The following is a 16511-nucleotide window of genomic DNA, read 5'->3' on the forward strand; positions in this document are numbered from 1 at the left end:
ACGTGACGTACAGCAAGATCATCCTCGGCCTGCTCGGCGCCACGGCGCTCGCCGGCTGCAATCTGGCCCCCACATACGTCCGCCCGGTCGGCGCCGTGCCTGCGGCGCTGCCGCAGGGCGGCGTCTATCCGGCGGCGGCGACCGATGCGCCCGACGTGACCAAAATCGGCTGGCGCACCTTCTTCACCGACGAGCGGCTGCGCAGCACAATCGCGTTGGGCCTCGAAAACAATCGCGACCTTCGCGTCGCGGCCGCCAACGTGTTGCAGGCGCGCGCCCAATATCGCATCCAGCGCGCCGACCTGGTGCCGTCGACCACGGCGTCGGGATCGGGGACCTATACCAACAACATCTTCGGCGGCGCGACGGCGGGCGCTGGGGCCGGGGCAGGGACCGGCACGGGAACTGGCGCCGGGACCGGTGCCGGTGCCGGGACGGGCGTCGGCACCGGAGCGGGTGCAGGGGCTGGCGCGAACGTCGGATCGACCTCGTCGAACCTGGAATTCTACTCCGCCAACGTCGGCTTTTCGGCGTTCGAACTCGATCTGTTCGGTCGCATCCGCAACCTCAACCGTACGGCGCTGGAACAATATTTCGCGACCGAGGAGGCGCAGCGCTCGACGCGGATCAGCCTGATCGCGGAGATCGCGACGGCGTGGCTGACGCTGGCGTCGGATCAGGACCAGCTGCGCATCTCGACCGAATCGCTGAAGTCGTTCGAACAATCGCTGGAATTGACCCGCGCGCAGTTCCGCATCGGCGTCGCCTCCGAACTGGAGGCACGGCAGGCGGAAACGACCTATCAGGCGGCGCGCAACGATATCGCGGTGCTGAAGACGCGGGTGGCGCAGGACAAGAATGCGCTCGACCTGCTGGTCGGCACGCCGGTCGGCACCGAACTGCTGCCGCAGGGCCTCGGCACCGGCGATGCGGCGTTGCAGGTGCTCCCCGCCGGCATCGCCTCCGACGTGCTGCTGCGGCGGCCGGACGTGTTGCAGGCCGAGCATCAGCTGATCGCGCAGAACGCCAATATCGGCGCGGCGCGGGCCGCATTGTTTCCGCGCATCTCGCTGACGGCGACGCTGGGGACGATCAGCACGGCGCTTTCGGGCCTCTTTGCCGGCGGCAGCTTCACCTACACCGGATCACCGTCGGTTTCTCTGCCGCTGTTCGATGGCGGCCGCTTGCGTGGCAACGTCGACCTCGCCCGCGCGCAGCAGCAGGCGGCGGTGTCGACCTATGAGAAGACGGTGCAGACCGCGTTCCGCGAGGTCGCCGATGCGCTGGCGCAGCGCGGCACGATCGACGAGCAGATCGCGGCGCAGTCCGCCCGCGTCGAGGCGGCGACCGTCGCGTTGCGCATATCGGACGCGCGCTACCGCGCCGGGGTGGAGTCGTTCCTGACGACGCTCGACTCGCAGCGCACCGCTTATGCTGCGCAGCAGCAGCTGGTGACGACGCGGCTGAACCGCGGGAGCAACCTCGTCGAGCTGTACCGGTCGCTGGGCGGCGGGCTGGAGTAGGCGCGGCTCGTTCAGGCGCGTGCGTCTGTCCCGCAGCAATCCGTCACCCCGGACTTGGTCCGGGGTTCACCGCTCCGCATATCCCATAGCTCCGAATGTGCGGAACGGTGGATGCCGGAACGAGCCCGGCACGACGGGTAGGAGCCGAGGCGGCCTGCGCTTCTCCCCACGCCTTTATTGCTCACGCCGCGTGCGCGTGCGCCGTTCCGATCGGGGCGAGGCTGCCGAGGAACTGGCGGGCGCTGTTCGCCCAGGTGAAGCGGCGGGCGTAGGCGACGCAGGCGGCGCGGTCGCGGGTGAGGGCGGCGGCGATCCCCGTCTGGAGGTCGGCATCGATCGCGCCGACAGAGGAATCGAGCACGTCGACCGGCCCCGGCGCAGGCAAGGCGGCGACCGGGGTGCCGCAGGCCAGCGCCTCGATCATCACCAACCCGAACGTGTCGGTGAGGCTGGGGAAGGCCAGCACGTCCGCGCTGCGGTAGGCGGCGGCGAGCGCCGGGCCGAAGCGCGGCCCCATGAAATGCGCGTCGGGGTAGCGCGCTGCCAGCGCCGCGTGCGCCGGGCCATCGCCGACCACGACCTTGGTACCCGGCACGTCGGCTGCGAGGAAGGCGGCGATATTCTTCTCCACCGCGATGCGACCGACGTAGAGCAGGATCGGGCCAGCAAGCGCATCGATCGCCGGGTCGGTGGCACCATCGGCGGAGAAGAGGGTAAGGTCCACGCCGCGGCCCCAGCGCCGCACCTGAGGCAGGCCGTGTTCGCGCAGCACCGCGTCGACCGACGGCGTCGAGGACAGGATCGCATCGGCGGGTCCGTGGAACCAGCGGATGTAGCGCCAGATCCACTGCGCGTTCACGCCGGTGCGCGCCGCGACGTAATCGGGAAACTGGGTATGGTAGGCGGTGGTGAAGCGCAGCCCCTCGGCCAGGCACCAGCGCCGCGCCGCGAGGCCGAGCGGCCCTTCGGTGGCGATATGGATCGCATCGGCGTCGAAGGCGCGGATCAGCTGGCCGACGGTGCGCCGACCGGCGAGCGCGAGGCGGATTTCGGGATAGCTCGGGCAGGGCAGGCTGGCGAAGCGATCGGGCGAGACGACGAGCAACTCGTGGCCCTGTGCTTCCAGTTCGCGCTTGATCGCGGTGAGGGTGCGAACCACGCCGTTGACTTGCGGGCTCCAGGCGTCGGTGACGAGCGCGATCCGCATCAGGCGGCTGCCACCGCGAGCCGGTCATCGGCGTCGCGCGCGGCGATCTCGTCCGCCCAGTGCAGCAATTCCATGCGGCCGTCGAAATGCTCGACCAGCGCGGTGCAGCCCTCCACCCAGTCGCCGTCGTTGTAATAGGCGACATCGCCGATGGTCCGGATCTCGGCGGTGTGGATATGGCCGCAGACCACGCCGTCGACGCCGCGCGAACCCGCAGCGTGCGCCACCACCTCCTCGAAATGCGAGATGAAGGCGACGGCGTTCTTGACCTTCGCCTTGGCATGCTTGGACAGCGACCAATAGGGCAAGCCCAGGCGGCGGCGAGCGGCGTTGACCCAGCGGTTCACCACCATCAGCGCGGTATAAGCGCTGTCGCCGATCAGCGCGACCCAGCGGTGGGCGAGGGTGATCGCGTCGAATTCGTCGCCATGGAGGACGAGCAGGCGCCGCCCGTCCGCGGTGGTGTGGATCGCCTTGCGCCGGATTTTGACGCCGCCGAAATCCAGGCCGGCGAACTGGCGGAACACCTCGTCGTGGTTGCCTGGGATGTAGGTGACGCGGGTGCCGCGCTTCGCCCGCTTCATCAGCCGCCAGACGACATCGTTGTGGCTGGCCGGCCAGTAGAATCGCTTCTTCAATCGCCAGCCGTCGATCATGTCGCCGACGAGGTAAAGCTGATCGCTGTCGACATGGTCGAGGAAGTCGATCAGCATCTCGGCATTGCAGCCGCGCGTGCCGAGGTGAACGTCCGAAATCCAGATCGTGCGGTAGCGGCGGCGGGTGACGCCCGTCCGCTCCGGCTGCGTCGGCCGGTGCGGCACGAAGGCGAGGATGTCGGCGCTTGCGTGATCGGTGGTGGTCATCATCGGCCCCCCGGAACCTGCTGTTCCCTGGGGACCGTCATGCCAGCGCGATGTTACGGGCCGGTCACGAATGCGTGACGGAAACGTTGCGCCGTCAGCTGGCGATCACCCCGCGTAACCCCGTCAGCAGGATCCAGTAGAGCACGCCGGCGAGCAGCATCGCGGCGGGCAGCGTCATCACCCAGGCGAGCGCCATGTTGCGGATGGTGCGCCACTGCAGCCCCGCGCCGTTGGCGACCGAGGCACCCGCGACGCCGGACGACAGGATGTGCGTGGTCGATACCGGCATGCCGCCGAACCGGTCGGCGAGCAGGATCGTGACCGCCGTCACCAGTTCGGCCGACATGCCCATGCCATAGGTGAGGTGCGTCTTGCCGATCCGTTCGCCGACGGTGACGACGATCCGCCGCCAGCCGATCATCGTGCCGAGGCCGAGCGCGATGGCGACCGTCACCTTCACCCACAGCGGGATGTAGCGCGTGCCCTGCTCCAGCGCGCCGGCATAGTTTTTGATCCCGTCGATCTCCTGCGCGGTGAAGCGGCCTTGCGCGCCCTTGTCGGCGATCACCATCTTGCTGGCGTCGAGCACCAGATACATGTCGCCGCGCAAATTGGGGGTGGCGGCGGCGGGAACCTTGCCGAGCGAGCCGTAGCTCGCCAGCTGGTCGCCGACGTCACGCGACAGCGACGACAGCGCGCCATAGACCGCGGGCGTATCGATGCGGCGGGTGGCGAGCCCCTGCGTCACGGTGGCACGGGCGACGTCGATCGAGCGCGGTTCGGGGCCGGGCTGGCGGGCGAAGATCGCCTCCGCCGCGCGCGCCTGCGCGACGAAGGCGGGGGTGGCGCTTTCGGGGACGGTGCGGTTCAGCGCATAGGCGGTCGGCGCGCAGCCGATCAGGATCAGCATGATGAGCCCCATGCCCTTCTGCCCGTCGTTGCTGCCGTGCGCGAAGCTGACTGCGGTACAGGTGAGGATCAGCGTGGCGCGGATGCCGCGCGGTGGCGGCGCATCGGTGCGCGGTTCGCGATAGAGCTTGGGATCGCGCAGGAAACGCTTCATCACCAGCAGCAGGACGAGCGCGCCGGCAAAGCCGATCAGCGGGCTGAACAGCAGCGCCGACAGCACTTTCTCCGCCTGGTGCCAGTCGACGCCCGAGGTGCCGCCGTTCCCACGCGAAAGCAGCTGATTGGCGAGGCCGACGCCGAGGATCGATCCGATCAGCGCATGGCTCGACGAATTGGGCAGGCCGACGTACCAGGTGGCGAGGTTCCACAGCACGGCGGCGAGCAGCAGCGCGAAGATCATCGCGAATCCGCCAGCCGAGCCGATATGCAGGATCAGCTCCACGGGTAGCAGCGTGATGATCGAATAGGCGACCGCGCCCGACGACAGCAGCACGCCCAGGAAGTTGAAGAACCCCGACCACACCACCGCGAGCGGCGCGGGCATGGCGTGGGTGTAGATCACCGTCGCCACCGCATTGGCGGTATCGTGGAAGCCGTTGACGAATTCGAAGCCCAGCGCGATCAGCAGCGCAAGGCCGAGGAACAGGAACACGCTGGTCGCCAGCGTCTCCCCCACCTCCGCGGTATCGGCGATGATGCTGCCGCCGGCATAGCCGAGCGCGCCGACCAGCACGGCGAGGAAGATCCAGCGTCCGGCCGGATGGAGATGCCCATCCAGCCGCGGACCCCGCGACGGCGCCGGGGCGGGAGCTGCGGATACCATGGTTGCCATGATGCGTGCGTGGACCCGGGATGTGACGAGTCCGTGACAACGTAGATCAAGGTGCGAGGTTGCGAGGATCTTCGCAATGCGTCCCCGGAAAGGCGAGGCCTATGCGAACGTCGCTTCGTTCCTCTCACCCGGTTCGTCACTCCGGACGTGTTCCGGGGTCCACCGTTCCGCAAAATCAGCGCCTTGGGATTCCGCGGCACGGTGGATGCCGGAACACGTCCGGCAAGACAATGAGGACTTTCGCAGAGAGCACAGAGGGGGGGCTTATGCCGTTCCCATCACCTGCACCGCGAACCGCTCCATCTCCTCTGCCTGCGGGCTCATCTGGAGCAGCAGCAGGTCGAGGCCGGCGGCTTCATATTCGGCGATCCGCTCCTTCAGCTGTTCGGGCGTGCCGACCAGATTGGGGCGCAGGCCGCGGTTGGAGACGGAATATTCCTGGATCTTGAGTTCCCGCTCCAGCTGCGTGCCCGACAGCCATTGATCGAAATTGGCGTAGCCGGCGGGCAATTCGCTGACGGTGGTGATCCGCTCCAGTTCGCGCTTCGCCTCCGCCTCGCTGTCGCGGACGATGGCATAGGCCGCCATGCCGTAGCGCATCGGAGCGCCGCCGGCCGCCGCACGTCGCGCTGCCATGTCGGCGATCTTGGGTGCGATCGCGCCGACCGGGTCGCCGTGCATGACATAGGCGTCGCATTGCGCGGCGATCATCGCCTTGGCCTTTTCGCTCTCGCCGCCGGCATAGACGGTCGGGCGGCGCACCGGCTTGGGCGCGCAGATCGCCTCCTCGGTACGGTAGAACTGCCCTTCGAAGCTGAAGCGCTCCTGCGTCCACAGCCCGTCGACGACGGTCAGCCATTCCTCGGTGCGCGCATAGCGATCGTCGTGCTGGTCGAATTGCAGGCCATATTGCCGCGCCTCGTCCGCCCACCAGGAGGAGACGACGTTGAGCGCGAGCCGGCCGCCGGAGATGCGGTCGATGTTGGCGGCGGCCTTGGCGAACAGGGCGGGATGGTGGAAATTGGGGCGGACGGCGACCATCAGCTCGATCCGCTCGGTCACTGCGGCCAGTGCCGCGGCGGTCGACCACGCATCGAGCGCGGGCTGTTCGATGCCCTTGATATCGTTGAGGTTGAGTTCGGCAATCAGGCTGAGGTCATAGCCCCAGCGCTCGGCATTGAGCGTCAGCCGCTTGGCATAGTCCCAGCTCGCCTCCATCCCCTCGTCGGGCACGTTGCGCAGCCAGCCGCCGAACACGGGCATCCAATAGCCGTAGCGCATCACAGGTCCTTCGACAGCGTGAGGAGATAGTCGACCAGCCGGTCGTGCGGATCATAGCCCAGAACCTCATGCGGCTTGGCCACGAAGTTCGACAAGGCATTGATATCGTAGAAACGCGCGACGCCATCGCGATCGTCGATCATCGCCTCGACGCCGCCGACGTCGAGGTCGACCGCGCGCGCAATCCGCTCGGCCCCCTCGACCAGCGCGGGCGGCGGGGTGATCGCGGTCATCGCGATGCCGCTGCCCGGTACGACGCAGGCATCGGCGGGGCAAAGGTCGAAGGCGCCGCCGCCCGCCACGTCGATCGCGTAGAGGAAACGGCGGTCCAGCGTTTCGATGCGGGTGATCGTGCCGCCGCGGGCGGGAACGTAATCCTGCACCAGCAGCACGCCGTCGATGCTGGTCGGCAGCCCGCCGTCGGCCACGGCGGCGCGCAGGTCTTCCATCGCATCGAAGCGGACGATGCCGGCGCCCGAACCGCCGATATTGGCCTTCACGACCAGCGGGAAGCCGATGCTCGCCGCCGCCGCTTCGACGTCGGCGGCGCGGTGCACGACGCGCGTTTCGGGAATCGCGAGGCCGAGCCCGGCGATCAGCGACAATTGCCGGGCCTTGGACGAATCGATCGCCAGCACGTCCGGGCCGTTGACGATCCGCGCGCCGCCGCGCCGCCAGTGATCGAGCAGGGCGGCGGCGTGGAAGATCGGATGCTCGCCGCTGCGCAGGAAGCTCGACATCGCGATCCGGTTGAAGACCAGCGGTGCGGGCAGATGCGAATCGGCGGGGTTCCAGTCGCCGTCGGGCTTCAGCGCGCGATAGGCGACACCGCGCCGGTCGAGCGCGGCGAACAGCGGCACGAACCAGGCGGGATGTTCGTAGAGGATGGCAAGATCGGTCATGGCTACAGGCGCTTAGCGGATGGATCGGGCGGGCGGAAAGCCCGGACTTGGATCAATGACAGATCGCTCGTGGTGGCCTATGCACCTGCGCGTGTTGTCGCTCCGCCACCTGCTGCTGGATCGTCGCCGGCTGGTGTTCCTGCTGGCGCTAACCGCATTGGCGGTGAAGCTGCTGGTGCCGAGCGGCTTCATGGTCGGCGTGGTCGACGGTCGCGCCATGTTGCAGGTGTGCAGCGGCGTGATGCCGGTCGAGCCCGAACCGATGGCGCATATGCACCATCGCACCGCTACCCACGACGATCGGCAGCATCCGGCGGCGGAGATGCCGTGCCCCTATGCCGCGCTGGCGCAGGCGGCGGACACGCCGATCGATCCGCTGGTGCTCGCCGTAGCTCTGGCCTTTGCACTGGCGCTGGGATTGCGGATCGTCGCGGGGCCGCGGGTCACCGCTGCGCCACACCTGCGGCCTCCTTCGCGAGCGCCACCGATCCTCGCCTGATCCTCCGATAATCACAGACATGGCGCAGCGTCCGGGAGAGGGCGCGCGCCCGGATCAGGACCAGCATCGATGACCCCATTTCCTACCGCGGCGGCGGCGGCCGCGGCGCTTGCCTGCGCGACACCGGCAGTCGCGCAGACCGCCGACCACGCCCATGACGCCGCGGACGTGGCCCGCGATACCAGCTTCTCGGTCGGCGACATCGTCGTCACCGCACGCGACATGGCGCGCAGCGCCAGCCCCGTCCTCACCTCGGTCGATCGGCTCGGCGGCGACATCGCGCAGCGACAGAGCGTCGACAACAGCTGGGAACTGTTCGCCCGGCTGCCCGGCGTCTCGCTGACCGACTTCAACCAGGGCACCACCTCCGGCCGCTTCTCGATCCGCGGCTTCAACGGGGAGGGGGAGATCAACGCGGTCAAGCTGCTGATCGACGGCATCCCCGGCAACGCCAACGACGGTGGCATGATGTTCATCGACGACGTCATGCCGCTCGACATCGCGCAGATCGATCTGGTGCGCGGCACGGCCGATCCGCGCTACGGCCTGCATGCGATCGCCGGCAGCGCCAATATCGTGACGCGGATCGGCGGCAACTACCTGGACGTGCGCGGGCTCGGCGGCGCGTTCGGCACCGCCGAGGGACAGCTTGCCGCCGGCGTCGAGACGGGGCGACTGAGCCAGAATTATTTCGTCGGCTATCGCCGCAGCGACGGGTTCCGCGACCATTCGGCGCTGGAGCGGGTCAGCCTCGCCGGCAAATGGTTCTACGATTGGGGCGGCGTAAGGCTGGGGGGCATCGCACGGGTGTCGCAGGCGGATGCCGAGGAGCCGGGCTATCTGACCGATGCCGACGCCTATACCAACCGACGCCGCTCCTATGCGGTGTCGGCGAGCGACGGCGGGCGGCGGCAGCTCAACCAGTACAGCCTGCATCTCGACGCCGATCTGACCCGCGACCTGGGGTTCAGCGCCAAGGCCTATGCCAACGGGCTGGAGGACGACCGCTACGTCCGCTTCTCCGCCGCGGTCGCGCAACAGCGGCGGCTGACCCGCGAACAGCAATATGGCGGCATCGCGACGCTGCATTACCACCCCAGCGTCGCCTTCGTGCACCGGCTGATGCTGGAGGCCGGCGGCGACGTGCAGGTGCAGGACAACGAGAGCCTGCGCTGGCTGACCGCCAACCGCAGGATCACCAGCCAGACGCGCGACCAGGCCTTCGCGCTGACGGTCGCGGGTGGCTATGTGCAGGCGGTGGTGGAGCCGACCGCCTGGCTCAGCATCACGCCGGGCTGGCGTTTCGACACCGTGTCCGGGCACCTCGACAACCGGTTGAACGGGCAGCGCTATCCGATCAACGCTTATGGCACGATCAGCCAGCCCAAGATCAGCGTCGCGATCACGCCGGCCGCCGGTGTGACGGCCTATGGCAATTACGGGCGCACCTTCCAGATCGGCGTCGGGGCGGGCGCCTATAAGGTGCCGCCGCGCACCACCGATCTCGCACCCTCGATCAACGAAGGCTGGGAGGCGGGCGTGAAATTCGCGCGCGGGCGCTGGCTGGAGGCGCGCGTGGCGCTGTGGGAACAGACCGCGAGCGGCGAGATCAAGCGGCTGCTCAACGATCCCTCCGGCGATAGCGCCAACCTGGGTTCGACGCGGCGGCGCGGGCTCGACGTGCAGCTGAGCGTCACGCCGGTGGCGGGTGCCAATCTGTGGGGCGCCTATTCCTACCAGCATGCGCGCATCATCGTGCCCGATCCGGCGACACCGTCGCAGGCGGGCAATTGGATCGACCATGTGCCGCAGAACCTGTTCTCGGGCGGCCTTGACGTGACGCCGGCGGCGCGCTGGCGCGTTTCGCTGTGGGGCAACGGCCAGTCCAGCTACGCGCTGACGCCGGCCAACACCCTGCCGCGCTACGGCGCCTATCTGGTGGTGACGGCCGAGGTGGCGTGGCGGGTGCTCCCCAAGCTGGAGGTGGCGGCGCAGCTCAAGAACATCGGCGACTGGCAGTACGAATACGTCTGGTACGACGGGACGCAGGTGCTGCATTCGCCGGCGGACGGACGCGCGCTCTACGGCAGCGTGCGGCTGACGCTGTGACGACGCCGGTGCAGCGGGTGCGCATCGCGGTGCGGCGCGTGCACCTGTGGCTGGGGCTGAGCGTCGGGCTGTTGTTCGCGGTGACCGGGCTGACCGGCAGCGTGCTGGTCTTCTATCCCGAGATCGACGGCGCGCTGCATCCCGGCCTGTCCGGTGTCGCCGCGGGCGTGCGGCCGCCATCGTGGCAAGCGGTGTACGATGCACTGCATCGCGCCGAGCCGCAGCGGACGGGCGCGTGGCGGATCGAGGTGACGCCGGACGGCGGGCCGATCCCGGTGCGCTATTATACGCCGGTCGAAACGCGGGGGCAGGCGTTCGCGCCGCTGATGCTGTGGCTCGATCCCGGCAGCCTGCAGGTGGTGCGGCGCGGCTTCTGGGGCGGCTATGCGACGACGTGGATCTACGATCTGCATTACCGGCTGCTGCTGGGAGCGCCGGGGGCGATCGGGATGGGGATCGCCGGCATCGTGATGCTGGCGATGCTCGTCACGGGGCTTTGGGCGTGGTGGCCGCGGATCGGCGGGTGGCGGCGCTCGCTCGCCTGGAAGCGGCAGGCATCGCGGTCGCGGCGATTGTACGACCTGCACAAATGGACCGGACTGGCGGGCGCACCGGTGCTGCTGGTGGTGACGGCGACGGGCGCGATGCTCGACCTGCCCGATCAGGTGCACCCGCTGGTGGCACGGGCCTCGCCGCTGTTCGCGACGCCAAGGCCGGTCAGCGTGCCGCGGCCCGGCGGGTTCCTGCCGCTCGATACGCTGGTACGTCGCGCGGAGGCACGGCTGCCGGGGGCGGCGCTTGCCTGGATCGAGACGCCCGCCGACGCGCACGGAACGGTGCGCGTCAACCTGATGGTGGTGGGCGAGCCGAGCCGGCGGTTCCCGCGCAGCAACGTGTGGCTCGATCCGTACGACGGGCGGGTGCTGGCGGTGCGCGACGAACGGGCGGACTCGGCGGGCGATACGGTGCTTGCCTGGCTGCATCCGCTGCATGGCGGCGAGGCGCTGGGGCTTGCCGGACGGTGGCTGGTGTTCGCGTCGGGGCTGCTGCCGGCGCTGCTGTTCGGCACCGGGCTGTGGCGATGGGCGTTGCGGCGTTCGCACATGCAGCATTAATTCCACGGGCGAGGGAGCTTTCGCGGCGGTCGGGCGTGATTACGTCTGATGCGGATGCCGTGGCTCGATCTCGACCTGCCCCAATGGGTCGCCAAGCTGGCGGGCGTCGCCGCCTTCGTGCTGGTGGTGGCGCTGCTCCATCGCGTGCTGTTCGCGGTGCTGCGGCGCTTCGCCAGCCGGACGGCGACCAAAACCGACGACATCCTGATCGCCCGCCTCGGCAGGCCGACCTTCTGGCTGGCGATCGGCATCGCGCTGGCGGCATCGGGGCCGGGGCTCGACCTGCCGCGCTATTGGGAGACGATCTGGCAGCGGGTGCTGGGGCTGCTGACGCCCGCCGTCTTCGGCTGGATGCTGCTCGCGGTGCTGACCGCCTATCGCGACATCAGCGAGGTGCGGTTCGACATCACGGCCGCCGACAATTTGAGGGCGCGGCGGCGGCGAACGCGGATCGGCATCCTTCACCGCATCGGCGTGTTCGTGCTGATCCTGCTGACCGCGATGATGATGCTGATGAGCATCCCCTCGGTCCGTACCATCGGCGTCACCCTGGCCGCCTCGGCGGGTGTCGCCGGCCTTGCCATCGGTGCCGCGGCGCAGCCGGCGCTTAAGAACCTGATCGCCGGCATCCAGATGGCGTTCACCGAACCGATCCGCATCGACGACGTCGTCATCATCGACAGCGAATGGGGGCGGATCGAGGATATCCGGCTGACCTATGTCGTGGTGCGGCTGTGGGACGAACGGCGGCTGGTGGTGCCGGTTTCCAAGTTCCTCGAAAACAGCTTCCAGAACTGGACGCGGGAAACGAGCGCGCTGCTCGGATCGGTGTTCTGGTACCTCGATCCTGCCGCCGACGTGCCGCGGATCCGCGCCAAGCTGGAGGAGGTGGTGCGCGCCAACCCGCGGTGGGACCAGCGTTTCTTCAACCTGCAGGTGACCGATTCGAAGCCCGACGGGACGATGGAGCTGCGCGGATTGATGACCGCCAAGGACGCCTCCACCGCCTTCGACCTGCGGTGCGACGTGCGCGAGGCGATCTATGCCTTCCTCCGCACCGAAATGCCGGAAGCGCTGCCCAAGACCCGGCTCATGCCGGCTCCTGCTCCATCTCCAGCGGCGCCTCCATCAGCGCATCCGTGAAGGTGCGGCGCCACCAGCCGATATCCTCGCGCATGATGACGTCCATCATCTTTTCCCAGCGCGCGATCCGCTCTTCGCGCGGCATGCGCAGCGCCAGCATGATCGCGTCGGACATCTCCTCGGCGGAATAGGGATTGATGAGCACCGCGTCGGTCAGTTGACAGGCGGCGCCCGCGAAGCGCGACAGGATGAGGACGCCCGGATCCTCCGGGTTCTGAGCCGCGACATATTCCTTGGCGACGAGGTTCATGCCGTCGCGCAAGGGGGTGACGAGGCCGATCTTGGCGGCGCGGTAGATGCCCGCCAGCACGTCGCGCGGATAGCCCTGGTTGACGTAGCGGATCGGCACCCAGTCGATATCGGCATAGGCGCCGTTGATCCGGCCCGCGAGCCCTTCGAGGTTGCTGCGGATCTTCTGATAGCTGCCGACGGTTGCGCGGCTCGGCGGCGCGATCTGGAGCAAGGTCACTTCCTTGCGCTCCTCGGGATGCTCGACGAGGAAGCGTTCGTAGCCGAGGAAACGCTCCTCCAGCCCCTTGGAATAATCGAGCCGGTCGACGCCGACGATCATGTCGCGCCCGACCGCCGCATCGCGCATCTGGCGGAAGGCGAGGCGGCCGCGCGTGCTGGTGGCGAGGCCGGCGAATTCCCGGGCATCGATGCCGATCGGGCAGGCCATCACCTTCACCCGCCGGTCGCCGAGCACCAGCTCGTCGCCCTCGCTGACCGCGCCCAGTTCGGCGACCGCATAGTCGCGGAACGACGACAGCCATTCGTCGGTGTGGAAGCCGATGACGTCATAGGCGAACAGGCCGCGCACCAGATCCTGCGCTTCGGGCAGGATCGCGAGCAGTCGGCGTGGCGGCCAGGGAATGTGGAGGAAGAAGCCCAGGCGGTTCTTGGCTCCGCGCTTGCGCAGTTCCTGGCCGAGCGGAAACAGGTGGTAATCCTGGATCCAGACCGCATCCTCCTCCTCGATCAGCGGCTGGACGGTGTCGGCGAAGCGTTCGTTGACGCGCTGGTAGCCGCCGGCGAATTCGCGTTCATATTCCGCGAGATCGACGCGATAGTGGAAGAGCGGCCACAGCGTACGGTTGGCGTAGCCGTTGTAATATTCCTCGATATCCTGCTCTTCGAGGTCGACGGTCGCGGTGGTGACGCCTTCGTTGCGCTGGAAGGTGATCTGGCCGGTATATTCGTCGGTCTGCTCGCCCGACCAGCCGAACCACATCCCCTTATATTCCCGCAAGGCGGAGGCGAGCGCGACGGCCAGCCCCCCCTGTGCGCCGGATTTGGAGCCCGACGGGGCGGATACGCGATTGGAAATGATGATAAGGCGGCTCAGCGGATCGAACTCCACGGTTTGGACAGCATGGCGGCACAATTTATCATGCCGACCAACGAATAGGTCTGGGGATAATTTCCCCATAGTTCACCGGATGTTGGATCGATATCCTCGGACAGCAAGCCAGCTGCGGTGCGCCGTGCCAGCATCTCCTCGAACAGAGCGCGCGCATCGTCCGTCCGGCCGGTGGCGTGCAAAGCCTCGATCAGCCAGAAGGTGCAGACGTTGAACGCGGTTTCGGGCAGGCCGAAATCGTCCTCGGTATCGTAGCGCAGCATGAAGCTGCCGCGGCGCAAGCCGTGCTCCACCGCCTCCAGCGTACCCAGGAAGCGCAGATCGTCGGGCTGGAAGAAGCGCAGGTCGAGCAGCTGGATCAGGCTGGCATCGAGGTCGTCGCCCGAGAAGGTCGCCGACATGCGATTGGTGTCGGGCCGCCACGCCTTGTCCTCGATCACGCCGCGGATGTGGTCGGCGCGTTCCTGCCAGAAATCCCGCCGCTCCGGCATGGCGAGCACGTGCGCGGCATTGGCCAGGCGGTCGCACGCCGCCCAGCACATCGCGACCGAATAGGTGTGCACGCTCTGCCGGGTGCGCAGCTCCCACAGCCCGGCGTCGGGCTTGTCGTAATGCGTCCAGGCGCGCTCGCCGACCTGCTCCAGCCGGTGGAAATCCTCGACCGTGTTGGGGCGCAGCAGCCGCTGGTCGAAGAAGGCGTGGACGCTGCACAGCACGATCTGGCCGTAGGCGTCGTATTGATGCTGCTCGTACGCCGCATTGCCGACGCGCACCGGCCCCATGCCGCGATAGCCGGCGAGGGCGGGGGCGAAGCGTTCGGTCAGCGTCGCCTCGCCGAGCACGCCATAGAGCGGCTGGATATGGCCGCCGCGCGCATCGTCGACGATGTTGCGCAGATAGCCGAGGTAACCCTCCAGCACGTCGAGCGCGCCGAGCCGGTTCAGCGCCTGCACCGTGTAGTAAGCGTCGCGAATCCAGCAGTAGCGATAATCCCAGTTGCGCTCCGACCCGGCATGTTCGGGGATCGAGGTGGTGAGCGCGGCGACGATCGCGCCGGTTTCCTCATGCTGGCACAATTTCAGGGTGATCGCCGAGCGGATCACCACATCCTGCCATTCCAATGGGATGGCGAGGCTGCGCGTCCATTCCTGCCATTCGGCGGTCGTCTGCGCGAGCATCGCCTCCACCGATTCGGCAAGATCGCCGGTGAAGCTTTCGTCCGGCCCGAGGAAGAAGTGCAGCGGCCTTTCGAGGCGGAAGGTGCGCTCTTCCTGCACCATGCCGATTGGCGCGGTGGTGGTGAGGCGCATCTGCATCGCGTCGAGCATGATGCGCAGATGGTTGGACCCGCCGACCTGTTCGCGGCAGGCGCCGCCCCAGCCGCAGGTGGTGCGCAGCTGCATCGTCATGCGCGGGCTGCCCGCGATCGGACGGACGATGCGGGCGAAGGCAACCGGGCGATAGGTGCGCCCGAGGCGATTGAAGCGCGGGCAGAAATCGATCACCTCCAGCGCGTTGCCGGCGGCGTCGGTATGCGTGCTGACCAGGATCGGGGTGTTGCGGATGTAATGCTGCTCGACGCTGACCGATCCTTCGATCGACACGGCCCAGAAGCCGCTCTCCGGCTCGGCACCGCCGACCAGGGCGGAGAACACCGGATCGCCGTCGACGCGCGGCGCACAGGCCCAGACGAAGCGGCCGGCGCGATCGATGAGTGCGCTCACCTGGCAATTGCCGATCGGCCAGAGGTCGACGCTGGTCTGCGGCATGGACGTCATCGGCGGAGGCTTTCGGTTGCGGCGTGGAGCCAGGACAGGGTGTCGGCAACGCCGGCGAGGCGCCAGGCGGCGGCGGTGGGACGGGGTTCGCCGATCAGCACGCCCGCGCCGCCCAGTGCGGCGGCGGCGGCCATCGCCGGTTCGTCGGTGTCGTCATCGCCCAGGAACACGGGTCGGTGGCCGGCCATGGCGGGGGCCTGCATGAGGGTGGCGAGCGCCGTGCCCTTGTCGGCACCGGCGACGCGCACCTCGATCATCATCTTGCCGGTCTGGAGGTGCAGGCCGCTGTCGGTGGCGAGGCGGGTGGCGAGCGCATGCGCCTCTGCCTCCGCTTGCGGTGCGGCGCGATAGTGGAGCGCGGCGCCGAGCGGCTTTTCCTCGACGAGGACGCCGTGCGTTGCGGTGGCGAAGACGGTCATTCTGTCGACAATAATGTCGAGGGCGGCGGGACGTTCCGCGCGCGTCTGGCGGCCGTCGGGCCAGGCGACCTCCAGCCCGTGGCTGCCGGAGATGGCGAAGGGCGGATCGCCGAACAGCGCGCGGATGCCCTCCACCGGCCGGCCGGAGATGATCGCGACGCGCCCGTCCAGCGCCTGCGACAGTTCCGCCACCAGCGCGGCGAGACGGGCGTCGACGCGGACCGCCTCCGGGCGCTCCTGCAATTCGACGAGCGTGCCGTCGAAGTCGAGGAACAGGGCGGCATCGCGCAACAGGTCGGCGGGGGGCGGGGGCAGGTGGGTCACGCCGCGCCTGTCGGGGATCGGGCCGGAGGGGTCAAGCCGGGCAGGGCCGACATCCCGAGTCGGCAGCCTCGGAAGTTGACGAAGTTTACGGCACGTGCGCGTCGAAATGGCCCTCCGCACCCGGCCGCCGGGAGTGGCGGCGCGGTGCTGGACATGGGCGGGCATCCGGGCCGTATAGCGGATGCGACGGGGTGTAGGACAGCGCCGGATCGATAGCGGGTGGCGCTCACCCTCACCCCACCGCGCC

13 protein-coding genes are annotated in these 16511 nt (G+C 68.5%); 5 read left to right on the forward strand and 8 right to left on the reverse strand.

The features are described 5' to 3' along the window. Positions 1-2 precede the first annotated feature (2 nt). Positions 3-1523 (forward strand): efflux transporter outer membrane subunit, encoded by a 1521-nt coding sequence (locus ACTZQ5_RS08390; protein WP_443584722.1) that lies wholly within the window; start codon positions 3-5, stop codon positions 1521-1523. A gap of 181 nt (positions 1524-1704) precedes the next feature. On the opposite strand, the gene ACTZQ5_RS08395 is transcribed toward ACTZQ5_RS08390, so the two are convergent. The 5 genes from ACTZQ5_RS08395 to ACTZQ5_RS08415 all read right to left on the reverse strand — a co-directional run bounded on the left by ACTZQ5_RS08395 (position 1705) and on the right by ACTZQ5_RS08415 (position 7517). Then, complete coding sequence (locus ACTZQ5_RS08395; protein ID WP_443584723.1) at positions 1705-2730, reverse strand: glycosyltransferase family 4 protein; 1026 nt, start codon at positions 2728-2730, stop codon at positions 1705-1707. After that, complete coding sequence (locus ACTZQ5_RS08400; RefSeq protein WP_443584724.1) at positions 2730-3593, reverse strand: UDP-2,3-diacylglucosamine diphosphatase; 864 nt, start codon at positions 3591-3593, stop codon at positions 2730-2732. The genes ACTZQ5_RS08395 and ACTZQ5_RS08400 overlap by 1 nt, the downstream gene beginning before the upstream one ends. A 94-nt stretch (positions 3594-3687) precedes the next feature. Then, positions 3688-5334 (reverse strand): inorganic phosphate transporter, encoded by a 1647-nt coding sequence (locus tag ACTZQ5_RS08405; RefSeq protein WP_443584725.1) that lies wholly within the window; start codon positions 5332-5334, stop codon positions 3688-3690. A 264-nt stretch (positions 5335-5598) separates the two neighbouring features. Further along, entirely contained in the window at positions 5599-6615 is a 1017-nt protein-coding gene (locus ACTZQ5_RS08410; RefSeq protein WP_443584726.1) for an LLM class flavin-dependent oxidoreductase, read from the reverse strand. Next, the gene (locus tag ACTZQ5_RS08415) at positions 6615-7517 is read right to left on the reverse strand and encodes an ATP-grasp domain-containing protein (RefSeq protein WP_443584727.1); all 903 of its coding nucleotides are present in this window, start codon (positions 7515-7517) and stop codon (positions 6615-6617) included. The genes ACTZQ5_RS08410 and ACTZQ5_RS08415 overlap by 1 nt, the downstream gene beginning before the upstream one ends. A 91-nt stretch (positions 7518-7608) precedes the next feature. On the opposite strand from ACTZQ5_RS08415, the gene ACTZQ5_RS08420 reads away from it, so the two are divergent. From ACTZQ5_RS08420 to ACTZQ5_RS08435, 4 genes are all read left to right on the forward strand, one after another. Beyond that, complete coding sequence (locus tag ACTZQ5_RS08420) at positions 7609-8016, forward strand: DUF2946 family protein (RefSeq protein WP_443584728.1); 408 nt, start codon at positions 7609-7611, stop codon at positions 8014-8016. A gap of 69 nt (positions 8017-8085) precedes the next feature. After that, positions 8086-10125, forward strand: coding sequence for a TonB-dependent receptor (locus ACTZQ5_RS08425; RefSeq protein ID WP_443584729.1), 2040 nt, complete (start codon positions 8086-8088; stop codon positions 10123-10125). After that, on the forward strand, positions 10122-11240 hold the full coding sequence (locus tag ACTZQ5_RS08430) for a PepSY-associated TM helix domain-containing protein (RefSeq protein ID WP_443584730.1): 1119 nt from the start codon (positions 10122-10124) through the stop codon (positions 11238-11240). Before ACTZQ5_RS08425 ends, ACTZQ5_RS08430 begins: the two co-directional genes overlap by 4 nt. 48 nt (positions 11241-11288) lie before the next feature. Further along, the gene (locus ACTZQ5_RS08435; protein WP_443584731.1) at positions 11289-12383 is read left to right on the forward strand and encodes a mechanosensitive ion channel family protein; all 1095 of its coding nucleotides are present in this window, start codon (positions 11289-11291) and stop codon (positions 12381-12383) included. Here the strand turns inward: ACTZQ5_RS08435 and ACTZQ5_RS08440 are convergent. The 3 genes from ACTZQ5_RS08440 to otsB are packed head-to-tail and all read right to left on the reverse strand — an operon-like array spanning position 12331 to position 16264. Then, positions 12331-13728, reverse strand: a complete 1398-nt coding sequence (locus ACTZQ5_RS08440) for an alpha,alpha-trehalose-phosphate synthase (UDP-forming) (RefSeq protein WP_443584920.1) — start codon at positions 13726-13728, stop codon at positions 12331-12333. The two genes, ACTZQ5_RS08435 and ACTZQ5_RS08440, sit on opposite strands and share 53 nt — an antisense overlap. Next, entirely contained in the window at positions 13725-15521 is a 1797-nt protein-coding gene (locus tag ACTZQ5_RS08445; RefSeq protein WP_443584732.1) for a glycoside hydrolase family 15 protein, read from the reverse strand. Before ACTZQ5_RS08445 ends, ACTZQ5_RS08440 begins: the two co-directional genes overlap by 4 nt. Continuing rightward, positions 15518-16264, reverse strand: a complete 747-nt coding sequence (otsB, locus tag ACTZQ5_RS08450; protein WP_443584733.1) for a trehalose-phosphatase — start codon at positions 16262-16264, stop codon at positions 15518-15520. Before otsB ends, ACTZQ5_RS08445 begins: the two co-directional genes overlap by 4 nt. Positions 16265-16511 lie beyond the last annotated feature (247 nt).

This window comes from Sphingomonas cellulosilytica, from assembly GCF_052321755.1.
Taxonomy (GTDB): domain Bacteria; phylum Pseudomonadota; class Alphaproteobacteria; order Sphingomonadales; family Sphingomonadaceae; genus Sphingomonas.